This is a genomic window from Streptomyces sp. NPDC104106 (genome assembly GCF_055584345.1).
Genome location: NZ_JBVJMF010000011.1, coordinates 219586 through 231435, shown reverse-complemented (window position 1 = coordinate 231435; position 11850 = coordinate 219586). Strand labels below are relative to the sequence as shown.

Annotated in this window: 11 protein-coding genes; 5 read left to right on the top strand and 6 right to left on the bottom strand. The window is 69.8% G+C overall.

Features of this window, described 5'->3' with window-relative positions:
* Positions 1 to 241: 241 nt before the first annotated feature.
* Positions 242 to 1441 (bottom strand): rod shape-determining protein RodA, encoded by a 1200-nt coding sequence (gene rodA / locus ACZ60X_RS25905; RefSeq protein ID WP_469602891.1) that lies wholly within the window; start codon positions 1439 to 1441, stop codon positions 242 to 244.
* A gap of 101 nt (positions 1442 to 1542) precedes the next feature.
* A complete protein-coding gene (locus ACZ60X_RS25900; RefSeq protein ID WP_469602889.1) occupies positions 1543 to 3291 on the bottom strand; it encodes a TIGR03767 family metallophosphoesterase in 1749 nt (582 codons plus the stop codon).
* Between the two features lie 558 nt (positions 3292 to 3849).
* Between ACZ60X_RS25900 and ACZ60X_RS25895 the strand changes: the two genes are divergently transcribed.
* The 3 genes from ACZ60X_RS25895 to ACZ60X_RS25885 all read left to right on the top strand — a co-directional run bounded on the left by ACZ60X_RS25895 (position 3850) and on the right by ACZ60X_RS25885 (position 6377).
* Positions 3850 to 5577 (top strand): PP2C family protein-serine/threonine phosphatase, encoded by a 1728-nt coding sequence (locus ACZ60X_RS25895; protein WP_469602886.1) that lies wholly within the window; start codon positions 3850 to 3852, stop codon positions 5575 to 5577.
* A 126-nt stretch (positions 5578 to 5703) separates the two neighbouring features.
* Complete coding sequence (locus tag ACZ60X_RS25890; protein WP_469602883.1) at positions 5704 to 5841, top strand: hypothetical protein; 138 nt, start codon at positions 5704 to 5706, stop codon at positions 5839 to 5841.
* A 20-nt stretch (positions 5842 to 5861) separates the two neighbouring features.
* Complete coding sequence (locus ACZ60X_RS25885; protein WP_469602881.1) at positions 5862 to 6377, top strand: formylglycine-generating enzyme family protein; 516 nt, start codon at positions 5862 to 5864, stop codon at positions 6375 to 6377.
* Between the two features lie 252 nt (positions 6378 to 6629).
* Here ACZ60X_RS25885 and ACZ60X_RS25880 read toward each other — a convergent pair whose 3' ends face one another.
* Both ACZ60X_RS25880 and ACZ60X_RS25875 read right to left on the bottom strand, forming a co-directional pair.
* The gene (locus tag ACZ60X_RS25880; RefSeq protein ID WP_469602877.1) at positions 6630 to 6764 is read right to left on the bottom strand and encodes a hypothetical protein; all 135 of its coding nucleotides are present in this window, start codon (positions 6762 to 6764) and stop codon (positions 6630 to 6632) included.
* 881 nt (positions 6765 to 7645) lie between these two features.
* The gene (locus ACZ60X_RS25875; protein WP_469602874.1) at positions 7646 to 7867 is read right to left on the bottom strand and encodes a hypothetical protein; all 222 of its coding nucleotides are present in this window, start codon (positions 7865 to 7867) and stop codon (positions 7646 to 7648) included.
* Positions 7868 to 8279: 412 nt separating this feature from the next.
* Between ACZ60X_RS25875 and ACZ60X_RS25870 the strand changes: the two genes are divergently transcribed.
* Positions 8280 to 8636 (top strand): PRC-barrel domain-containing protein, encoded by a 357-nt coding sequence (locus ACZ60X_RS25870; protein WP_469602871.1) that lies wholly within the window; start codon positions 8280 to 8282, stop codon positions 8634 to 8636.
* A 27-nt stretch (positions 8637 to 8663) separates the two neighbouring features.
* Positions 8664 to 8837, top strand: a complete 174-nt coding sequence (locus ACZ60X_RS25865; protein WP_469602868.1) for a hypothetical protein — start codon at positions 8664 to 8666, stop codon at positions 8835 to 8837.
* Positions 8838 to 9400: 563 nt separating this feature from the next.
* Here ACZ60X_RS25865 and ACZ60X_RS25860 read toward each other — a convergent pair.
* The gene (locus ACZ60X_RS25860) at positions 9401 to 9631 is read right to left on the bottom strand and encodes a DUF3761 domain-containing protein (protein WP_469602866.1); all 231 of its coding nucleotides are present in this window, start codon (positions 9629 to 9631) and stop codon (positions 9401 to 9403) included.
* Between the two features lie 1694 nt (positions 9632 to 11325).
* The gene (locus tag ACZ60X_RS25855; protein ID WP_469602863.1) at positions 11326 to 11799 is read right to left on the bottom strand and encodes an ArsI/CadI family heavy metal resistance metalloenzyme; all 474 of its coding nucleotides are present in this window, start codon (positions 11797 to 11799) and stop codon (positions 11326 to 11328) included.
* Positions 11800 to 11850: the final 51 nt, after the last annotated feature.

Genomic DNA, 11850 nt, shown 5'->3' with positions numbered 1-11850 from the left:
ACTCCCGCGCGGCGGGGGAGCGTGCCGTGCGTCGCGGCGGGGCGAGCGTCGCCCTCCCGGGCTCCAGGCGCGCGGCGGCCGGGCCCGCGGGAGGGGCTGGTGCCCCGGCAGGCAACGTCGAGCAGCGGCGTCCGGCGGGTGGGGGACTCCCGCGCGGCGGGGGAGCGTGCCGTGCGTCGCGGCGGGGCGAGCGTCGCCCTCCCGGGCTCCAGGCGCGCGGCGGCCGGGCCCGCGGGAGGGGTCAGGCCTGCAGGGGCCGCTGGACCTTGATCGACTGGAGCAGTCCCACGGCCACCCACACGGCGAACATCGACGAGCCGCCGTAGGAGACGAACGGCAGCGGGATGCCCGCCACCGGCATGATGCCCAGCGCCATGCCGATGTTCTCGAAGGACTGGAACGAGAACCACGCCACGATCCCGGCGGCCACGATCGTGCTGTACAGCTCGGTCGACTCGCGCGCGATCCGGCAGGCCCGCCACAGGATGACTCCGATCAGGCCGATGATCAGGGCGCCGCCGGCGAAGCCCAGCTCCTCGCCGGCGACCGTGAAGACGAAGTCGGTCTGCTGCTCCGGGACGAACTGCCCGGTGGTCTGCGCCCCGTGGAAGAGCCCCTGGCCGGTCAGGCCGCCGGAGCCGATGGCGATCCGCGCCTGGTTGGTGTTGTACCCCACGCCGGACGGGTCCAGGCTCGGGTCGGCGAACGCGGCGAAGCGGTTGATCTGGTACTGGTCCAGCAGATGCAGCTGCCACACCGCGACCGCACCTGCGACCCCGACGCCGAGCAGGCCGAAGATCCAGCGGTTGGACGCGCCGGAGGCGAGCAGGACGCCGAGGATCGTGACGGTCATGACCATCGTCGAACCGAGGTCGGGCATCATCATCACGACCATGATCGGCACGGCGGCGAGGCCCAGCGCCTGCAGCACGGTACGGCTGTCGGGGTACGGCCGGTCACCCGCGTCGACCTGGGCCGACAGCAGCATTGCCATGCCCAGGACGATCGCGACCTTCACGAACTCCGAGGGCTGCAGCGAGAATCCGCCGCCCAGCACGATCCAGTTGCGGTTGCCGTTGATGGTGGCACCCAGCGGGGTGAGCACGAGCAGCACGCCGAGGAGGGACAGGCCGTAGAGGACCGGCACGGCGTTGCGCAGGGCGCGGTGGCCGAGCCACACGGTGCCGATCATCAGGGCGAACCCGATGCCGAGGTTCATCAGGTGCCGGACGAGGAAGTACTGCGGGTCGCCCTGGTTGATCGTGGTCCGGTTGCGGGTCGCCGAGTACACCAGCAGCGAGCCGATGAGCGACAGCGCGAGGGCCGCCAGCAGTATCGGCCAGTCCAGCCGCCGGACCGGCGAATCACGGGCGAAGAGCCTCGCCCACCGGGGCCGTTCGGGGCCGTACCCCGGTACGGAGAAGCTCTTCACGCTGGTCATGTCGGCGCCTCCGGCTTTCCCGCGTGCGTGACCGCTCGCCGGAAAATACTAGCTGCGCAGTTGCGTAAGAAAGCAAACGTCAGACGTGTCGGACGTAAGAGTCAGCTCGTGGCGGGCTTGGCGAGGAGCAGTTCGGTGTTGTGGTCGGCGGAGGTGCCCATGCGGCTGGCGGGGGTGGCGTACGGGTCGTTGTAGGCGAGTTCGCGGTACAGGGCGGCGAGGCCGGGGTCGGAGGTGTCGGCGAAGTCGGTCCGGTAGGGGGCGGCGGACTCGATGAGGGTGGTGAACAGGGAGAGGGTGCCGTCCTGGTTGTCGGCCACCTCGATGATCCGGGCGTGGTGCGGGTAGTCCACGTGGGAGGCCGTGTTGATCTCCCAGAAGGCGCGCTCCGGCACGCTGTGCCCGTGCGGGACGATCTGGTTCGTGTGGGTGTGCCCGTTCACCCAGGCCACGACGTTCGGGAACCGCTGGAGCAGGGCGACGAGTTCCGCCCCGCCGTGCCGCCCCTCGAAGGGCCGGTACGGGTCCGGCAGCAGATTGCCCATCGTGGCGCTGGTGTGGTGGCTGAACACGACGACGAGCCGGCCGTCGGACCCGCCCCGCACCACATGGCCGTCCCGGTCGTACCAGTGCCCGCTGTGCGCCTCGAGGACCGACTCCAGCCAGTCCAGCTGGGCCGTGCCGAGCGAACCGTCCGCGAACCCGGCGCGGTTGGTGGTGTCGAGGCTGATGCCGAGGATGCCGTCGGCGAGGTCGAAGGTGTAGTAGAGGCGCCCGCTGTCGACCGAGTCCTGGCTGAACCCGTGCCCCACCGGACCGGCACCGGTGTACCTGGTGTCGAGGTGGGCGCGGGCGAACTCGTCGGGCGTGAACGGGTGGCGCCGCTCGTCCGGCGTGACGGTGCGGATGGCGCCGCCGCCGGACAGCAGCTTGCCGAGCAGCAGGACGGCCTCGCCGGGATCCCGCAGCAGCGCGTCGGCGAGCCGAGCGGCGGTGGCGTCGTCGCACCCCTCGACCTTGCGCGCGCCGGTGTAGAGGTCGTTGAGCAGGCCGAGGTCGGGCAGGCTGCCCTCGATGCTGTCGTCGTGGTTGCCGACGGTGGTGTACCACGGGACCCGCAGTCCGGGCGCGTCGAAGGGCCGGACGGCGCCGCCGAGCAGCCCGGGTATCTCGGGCAGGCCCTTGGCCTTGTAGGCGTCCCGCACCGCGGACCCGGGATTCCAGTACAGCCCGCTCCCGGAGTTCTGGACCCCTTCGTACCGCGTCGGATCGCCGCTGCTGGGCACGATGTGACCGCCGCTCATGACGGTCAGGTACCAGTCGAGTTCGATCCGCTCGTGGTTGTCGGTGTTGTCCCCGGTGGCCATGACGAGGCCGAACGGCAGCCCGGTGTACGGCCCCTGCCGCACCGCGTTGACCCGCTCGACGAGCGACGAGGCGCCCCGCACGGTCAGCGTCTCCTGCGGCCGGTGCGCACTGTCGTTGAGCCGTGCCAGGTACTCGAACCGCACCGGTGACTCGGTGTCGGTCAGATGCAGGTCGGTGAACTGGACGAAGGAGGCGAGCCCGGTCCGCCGCCCGTCCCGCCCGGCCCCGGCCGCACGCAACTCCTGCCGCACCACCAGCGGCCAGCCGGGCCCGGCGGCGAGCCGCTGGTACGGCCCGGCCCCGACGGGCGTCGCCACCTGCTCCAGCGTGGTCCCCGCGACCCGCACGGCCCGCGCGGCGCTCTCGGCCAGGGCCCGCTCCCGCGCCGCGGCCCGCCCGGCCACGAACACGGGCCCGACGCCCGCCCCCACACCCGCCGCCGCGGCGCCCGCCACAAACCGCCGCCGACTCATCCCGGTCATGAATCCCCCTGTCCCTACGGTCACTTGAGGACCGGCCCGCCATCCGGACGCGCCTGCCGGGCTGAACCTTACTGACGGGTAGAGACGTGTCCAGGGCGCGGGGGGAAACTTGGGGGAAATCGAGGGGAGGGGGGAGGGGAGAGGGGAGAGGGGGGCATGGGACCGAGGGCCGACGCCGAGGACGAGGCGGCCGCCCTGCGCCGTATGTCCCCGTGACCGCGCCCCGCCCGCGCACCGGAGAGGGCTCGGCCGCACTCGGCGTGGGGCCCCGGCTGCCGTATGCGCCGAGTTCACCGGGTTCGCGTACACGGACGACGAACGCGTGGTGCCGCATCGTTCGTGACCTCCGCTTCCGCGCCGTCTCGACGGCATCTGTCCGATGCCGTTCTTCCGCGCATCCGGCCCGAGCGGCCGACGCCCGGAACACCACCGCTCACGGCAGGGGCGCTGCCTCGTCCCCGCAGCAGGGCATATGAGTAAGGAAGGCGGAGCGGGCGCCCCGTACGCACGCCGAAGCGACGTCGAGGGCGAAAGCTCGATCTGCAGGGAGGCGAGGACATGGTGGGACCGGAGAGCGCGCAGCCCGAGGCGGTGCCCTCCGCGCGGCTCACCGCGGCGCTGGAGGCCATCGGCACGGGTGCGTACGCCGTGGACGAGCAGGGCTGCATCGTCGCCGCCAACAGCCGGGCCGAACGGCTGCTGGGCCGGCCGGGCACCGAACTCGTCGGTCAGGACGCCCACGATCTGCTGCACCGCGGACCGCAGGGCCAGCAGCTTCCGGCGACGCAGTGCGGGATGCGGCAGGCGTTCCACGCCGGCAGTCCCGCCCAGGGCGGCGGCGAGTACTTCGAACGCGCCGACGGCTCCCTGCTGCCCGTCTCCTGGACGATCACGCCGTACGACATCGGCGGGGAACGCGCCGGCACCCTCGTCGTCTTCCACTCCCGCGGGCCGGCACCCGGCAGCGGCCCGCTCCCGGAGCCGGCCGCCGGGGCGACGCTGACCGACTTCGAGCGACTCGCCCTGCTCGCCGAGACCACCACCCAGCTGACCTCCACTCTCGACGTCGACGTGGCGCTGCGCCGGCTGGTGGGCCTGGTCCTGCCGCGCCTGGCGGACTGGGTCGTCATCGACCTGATCACCGACCACGACGAGGTCTGGCGCACCGCCGTGGTCCACGCTGACGGCGACACCCTGGTCCACCACGAGGACCTCGAAGGACCGATGCCGCCGGTCCCGGAGGAGTCCCGGATGCCCCTGTCCCGGGCCCTGCGGGGCGTCGCCTCCACCCTGGCCGGCCCCGAGACCTACCGACAGGCCCCGGACTCCGGCATCGCGGTCGAACAGCGCCGCCTGTTCGAGGCCACCGGCATCCGCTCGGCCGCCATCGCCCCCCTGCGCAGCACCCGGGACGTCCTGGGGGCCCTCACCCTGGGCCGCGCCGAGAGACCGGGCGACTTCACCGTCGCGGACCTGACCCTGCTGGAGGACATCGCACGTCGCGCCGGCCTCGCGCTGGACAACGCCCGCCTCTACCAGCGCCAGCGCAAGGTCGCGGAGACCATGCAGAACCATCTGCTGCCCCAGATGCCGCGCGTGCCCGGCCTGCAGATGACCGTCCGCTACCTGCCCGCCCCCGACGCCTCACAGGTGGGCGGTGACTGGTACGACGCCTTCACCCTGTCCGACGGAGCCACCGCCCTGGCCATCGGCGACGTCGTCGGCCACGACCTGGAGGCCGCCGCCGGCATGGCCCAGCTGCGCAACATGCTCCGCGCCTACGCCTGGTCCCAGCAGAAGCCCCCCAGCCGGATCGTCGAGCGCCTCGACGAGGCGATCGAGCCGATCACCGACGTCTCCATGGCCACCCTCGTCCTCGCCCGGGTGACCCAGACCGCCGACGGCTCGTGGCAGCTGTCCTGGACCAACGCCGGCCACCCACCGCCCCTCCTCGTCACCCGGGACGGCCTGGCCCAGTACCTCACCGAAGGCCACGGCCTCCTGCTCGGCACCGGCGTCCACTCCCCCCGCCCCGACGCCACCGTGCTCCTGCCACCCGGCTGCACCCTCGTGCTCTACACCGACGGCCTCGTCGAAGCACCCGGCCGCACCCTCGACGACGGCCTGGACCACCTGCGCCAGCACGCCGCCGCCCTCGCCCACCGCCCCCTGCCGTCCTTCACCGACCACCTCCTGCGCCGCATCCAGCCGCCCGGCCTCGACGACGTCGCCCTCCTCGCCCTGCGCACACCCACCCGAGAGGACAGCAGCCCGACCCCACCCTGACCCGACCCGCGCCGCCCAGCTGCTAGCGTCCGGCGCCATGTGGGCTCAAGAGATCGTGGCCGGCCGGCGTGGCGGCACACCCCCTCCGCAGTGGTCTTCCGGGCTGTTCCCGGTGGGACGTTCCGGATGGGCTTGTCCGACGCGGAACTGGACGCGGTGCGTGCCATCGAGCGGGCGGACGACGCCGACGACGACCTCGAAGCAGTCTTCACCGACGCCGTCCGAGCCCGGCCGGTGCGCGAAGTGCGGGTCGAGCCGTCCTGATCGCCCGGCATCCGCTCACGGTGGCGCAGGTACGGCACTGGCTGCCCGACTACGAGGACAGCTTCACCGACTCGGCTTCGAGCACGGCGCGGCTCGAAGCCGGCCTGGACGAACTGCTCGGGACGTTGCCGTTCCGGCTGCCCAGCGAGGCGGAGTGGGAGTACGCGGCCCGCGCGGGCACGACCACTGTGACCTTCCGCGGGGACGGGAGGCCGGACGAGGACGAGGTGATCGACGACTTCGCCGACGAGGAGCGCACCGCCGCGGCTGAGAACGCCTTCGGACTGGCGGCGATGGGGTCGGCGAACGAGGTCTGCGCTGACGTGTGGGTCCCGCATTTCGCGGACGCGCCGGCGGACGCGCGCCCCCGCGTCGGGACCGGACCGCGGGTGGTGCGCGCAGGGGCCGCCGACCTGTATCCGTGGCAGGGCTGCGACGAGTGGCTGCTGTTGCTCTCCGCCATCCGCCACGAGTTCCAGGGCTTCACCGCGGTCCGTCCGGTCGCACCGGTGCCGACGAGTCAGGGGGCGTGCTGAGCACAGAGGCGACGCGTCGTACGGACATGAGGGCGCCGGTGACGGGGCCGGCCTCCGGGACACACGACTGCCGTCCCTGCGGAATCGACGGCCACGAGGGATCGGGCCGCCAGTTCGGCGGTGGCACTCGCTCGTGAGGCGTCGGGGGTGAACGAGACCAGGACTGAGCCCAGAGATGGTCACGTTGTCCCTGCTCAGGGACCGTTCCGAGGCAGTGCGAGTGCCGCATCAGCTGCGGCTGTCGGCCGACGATCAGTCGGCGTTCTCCTCGCCGTTCAGTTGCCCCGTCGCGTATGCGCGCTCCGCTGGATGCCCGGCCAGCCGCGCCATCACCCAGGCCGTGTCGGCGTCCGCCAGGCGGCGGGCCTGCGACCGGGCGGGGATCACCCTCAGGGGGCGGGCGATGTTGGCCCGGTGCGTGCGATGCCGTGTCGGCCAACCGGCGAGTGTCGCGGCGCGGTCGGCCTTTACAGAGTTGATCAGCCGGTGACCACCTGAATGAGGATCCCACGTCGTCGCCGTCGACCTCGAAGGCAGTCGCGTCGTTCTCGGTCAGCCGGCTCACGCCGGCTCACTGGGCGAGCGGATCCGGACATGGCCGACTCGCGAAGGGGCTTTCGATCGTGACCGGGCATCGACGGGGTGCGGCTGCTCGCAGGCAGCGGGCGACCCGGTCAAAGGCGCTGTCAGCGGGCGGTGGCCCGGTGCCGGTCCTACTGGCGGCTTCAACTCGGTCGCGATGTGGTTGCCGTCGTGACGGTGGGTGCCCATGAGGTGAGGCTCGCGTGGGCGTGACAGGCGCACGCTTTTCCAACTCTGTTGGCGCCTAGTCGGGGCGCGTACAGGGTCGTTCGCCTGCGTTCACGGTTGGCTTGGTTACGGGAAGCACCCGGCACACGGCCTCGCCCGAACAACGGTGAAGGGGGTTGAACGCAGACGGAAACCGAGACCGCCGCACTCTTCACCGCAGCACGTGAGACGGCCGCGGCCAGTTGCCGGAGCCACCGTCATTGGTGGAGCTAAGCCGCCTTGGGCCGCGCCGTACGTAGGCCCGAGGCAGGCTCCTGTGCGTCCTCGAGCGGCAAGGTCTCGTCTTCCCCGAAGTCAGGGGCCTGGAAGGGGTTGGTCGTCGGAGGCGGCGATGCCGCAGCGGAGCAGCGAGGTTGCCCTTCCAGGGCGGAAAACAGCGACGTCAGATCGATGAGGGGACTCTCTTTCGGTACAGGTCCCTGAAGGGGCCTGGTGTGCCGCAACTGGGCACAGCGGTCCTACAGCTTGGTCATCTTCGTGTACGGGCTCAAGATCCGCATTTGCGCCGAGCGGAAGTCCACGAGCGCCGCGACTCCGTCCTCGACGCCGACCACTCGGCCGAGGCCGTACATGTCGTGTGTGACCTGGTCGCCCACGGCGAAGTGCTTGGGAGCCGGTGTGACCGGAGCCTTGAAGGGGCTGGAAGGCAGATGACGCTTCGGCGCAGCAGGCTTTGTCATGACTCAGTATGAGCCTACGTGTACCCCGTTCGCTGTGGCCGCCGGCACAGATCCAGAAGGGAACGACCGCTTCGTGCCGCTGACCTGGGGTTTCGAGACGTGGTGAGGCGAAAATGGGCCGTAGGTCCCCTTCACTGACTCGTGGCCACGATGGCGCCCAGTCACGCTACCGGTTCGGGTTGCCTACCAGAGCAAGCCGCGACGGCCGGCTCGGGCTGGGGCTCTTTGCCGAACGCCGCCGACAGTTCGTCCGCCCACTTGGCGAGCCGAGGCGGCTCACCGCCGCCGGGCTGCAGCGGCTTCCCGGGTGATCGGCATGGTCCGAGGAGTAGCAGCCGGGAAAAGGCCAGGTCAAGACCATCGGAGTACAGTGGGACACGCGGAGTTCACTGCGGGCCGCAAGGAGCGAGGCATGATCCATTCAGCCGATATCCGCGAGTGGCGCAACCGCGACGTGATCGATCCCAAGGGCCGCAAGATCGGGGCCCTGGAAGCGGTCTACGTGGACACCACCACCGACGCGCCGTCCATGGCCACCGTCCGCACGGGGATCCCGACCCGGCAGCGGCTCGTCTTCGTCCCCCTCGACGAGGCGACCCTGGGACCCGGATACGTGCGGGTGGCGCACTCGAGAGGGATCGTGAGGAAGGCACCGTCGATCGGCACGGACGACGTCCTGCCGGTGCAAAGGGAAGAAGAGATCTTCAAACATTACGACAGGTCCTACGAACCTGGCGCAGACCGCGGACGCCGTCTCGCGCGCGGCTGACGGCCCGGCGGGAGGAAGTGGTCAGCTATGTGGGCGCTTTTTTTGTTCCTGGTCCTCGTCGCGATCGTCCTGGGACTCGTCGGCGTGGCGCTGAAGGGGTTGTTCTATCTCCTGATCATCGGCGTGGTGGTCTTCGTGGCCGACCTCGTGCTCCTGGGCGCGCGGTGGTCCCGGCGATCGCACCGGCACCTCGTCCGGTGATGAAGAGAGTCCTTCGGTGGCTGGTATGAGTTTCAGCGATCACACGGTCCCGAACCCACCACTGTACGAACGGCTGTGAGGATTCACCGCGGCGCTGCTCGGCAGGCCTGACCCACCGAACGATTGACGCTTCGAGCTGTCCTCTCCAGGAATCGTCGGCCAGCTGGGCGGCGCTTTGCACGCGGCCGGTCGGGCGCCTGTGACCTCATAGCGGCTGTCGAGGAGCGAGGCGACGAACGAGTCGATGTCCCGCCCTTCGTATCCGGCGGACCACAAGCCGGGGATGACGTGGGTCTCCCGGAACAGATCATCCAGGGAGACCTCAAGAGCCTCCGCGACCGCGCCGACGGTGAAGAAACCTGGCTGGATCGCTCCCTCGCCTTCCGACCTCTTCGTCCCGAAGCAACTGAGGTGGGGGCTCGGCCTTGGGCTGGTGTGACTCTCACCTGCTGAGATAGTCCGTGGGCATCCGCGCTCGTCCGCCGCTGTCCGTCGGCGTTGTCACGCAGTTGGACACTCACCCGCACTTCATGCCCCGCCCCTTGCTGCACCTGCTCCGCGGCCTACTTGAACCAGTAGCGGACGCCGTGGTGGTGGGAGCAGGTGCCCTGCGAGTGCCGCGAGTAAGACAGCGTGGCATCCACGCACTTGGCGGTCTCGTACTTGTCCTTGGGCTTTTGGTGGTGTGTCCAGCCACAGACGCCCGTGGTGTGGTGGACGCAGTGGTGGGCGGTGTTGGTGGACGGCAACGTCGCCGCGGATGCCGTCGGTGCGCTGAAGAAGACGCCGGCCACGGCGACAGCTATGGCTGAGGCGGCAAGACGAGCACGCAAAGGGACCCCCCCTTTTGAGTAGGACAAGTGCAGGGGGACTGTATACGGGTTTCAACCGATCGGTGGCTCGTATGGGATTACCCGCACGCGCGATGGGTCACCGGGTCTGATCCGTTGGTCGACGGCGGCCACCCTCGAATGGCCCGCATGAACCTCAGCCGACGACAGTCAGCCATGACGGCGGGTACGCCGACCGACCAGGCGCGCGTATGTCTTGCTGCCCCCCCCCACCGGCCTGCACCACGCTGCCAGTGCTGTTGACCAGAGCGAGCCGTGGGGTCGGCTCGCGACGACGGCACCCGAGCTCTCAGCTTGGGAAGCTAAGGTGATCTAGGGCTTATTGCGGGGCTGACCTGCGGCGGAAGGTTGTCGATGCCTGGTGGCGGGTTCGTTGATTCCCCGGTGTTCCCCGCGGTTCCCCGTAGGATCTGGCACGCGTCTGGCACGACCTATTTGTCCCGAACTGCTGGCTTGCACGGGCAACTTCCGATCTTCTCCCTAGCGTGTCTCCTCTGCGGGCCCTGGGGCGCTCGGGCTTGCTTCGCCACTTCCGCTCCCAAGTGGCAGAAGGCCACCACGGGCTGAGTGCCGCTCGCCCCGGAAGCCTCCGCTGACACCTAGGTCTATTCGCGCACGCTCGTGAAACTGGTTGATGGCGTGGAACGCTGCGCTGTGAAGAGCTCCCCACTCGTCCGGAGCGTCATCCGCGTCACCCCGCGCTACGTCTCCGAAAGCGGCCGTCGTTTCTTGTACGGCGTGGGCTGCTTCGACCACGTCATCCCCGGCCAGGAGCATTACCCGCTCAAAGGCGATTGCTTGCGCAGTCCCTGCTTGGGTGAGGTCCAGCCGTACGTCCTCCTCGCTTCGCGGCATGGTCCGTAGGCCCTTGCGGACTTTGTAGACCACGACGTTGGCGGCCATGGTGGCACGCACTTTGCTGATGTAGTCGGTGTATGTGTCGAGCTTCTTCTCATCCCAGCGAACGCGCCGAGTCTCACGCCGTTTGCTCCGCTCTGCCAACTGGTTGGTGACGAAAGTCATCAACGACCCCAGAAGCACGGCCGCAATAGTCACCAACTGTGAGAGGGCATCCATCCTGACCGCCTTCGGCCCGTTCTAAATCCTGGCAAGGCGCTGATCTTATGCGCCCTCAGTGTTCAGGTTCGTGCTGACCTCGGGCAGCACGGGCGCGCCAGGGCCATGCTCGGGGCTACGCCCCCGGGTTCGGATAGTGAGTCACGCGGTCGGCGGAGTCTCGATGACCAGGTCAATGCGACGGGCGTCGGCCGATGGTGAGGCCGGCGGGCGCCCGCGTAGGCCAAGGCTTTGAGGTCTGACCTCATTCTCATCAGGTCGCTCACAGCCGCCGTGGAGGCTGGAAAACCCCCAGCCTGACGACGGTTTATCGACCGCTGAAGGCCGCTCTCGTCCGCCCGGGTTCGCCAATGTTGGTGTCAGCCGTTGATGTCACCAGATGCACGCTTTCCAAGTCTGTTGATGCCCGAGCGCGGTCGGTGCCGGGCCGTTCACCTGCGTTCATGCCCGGCCAGGCGCTCAGCGCGAGCCGATGGCCAGACCCTCCTGAACGGTGGCGTCCGTCGCTGAATGAGACGGAAACCGAGACGGACGGATACCGCCTGGCCGGGCTGTTCGAATCACTGGCCGCAAGCGCACCCAGCGGCTGCCAGGGCCTCCTCGGCGGCCTGACTGGTGCAGCAGCCGTCGCCGGTGGCGTTGGGGTCGGCGCTCTTGCCGAGGGTGTCGCCGTCGGCCTTCACAACGTAGACCTCCCAGGGTTCCTTGCCGGGGCCGTGCACCCACACCTTGTCCTGGAGGGCGTAGCAGCAGGAGGTGTCGTTCTCCGCGAAGGTGGCCAGGCCGGCGTTCTTCAGCCGACCGGCGGCGGCGTTGACCTGCTCGGTGGACTCGACCTCGACGCCGAGGTGGTCCAGGCAGGTCTCCTCGCCGGGCTCGCCCTCGATGAGTACGAGCTTGAGCGGGGGCTCGGTGATGGCGAAGTTGGCGTAGCCCTCGCGCCGCTTGGCTGGTTCGGTACCGAAGAGCTTCGAGTAGAAGGTGATCGACGCTTCGAGGTCGCTGACGCGCAGGGCGAGCTGGGCACGGGACATGACGGGACTCCCATCTGCTTGCATTGACGTCTGTCAATACAGAGCTTGCGC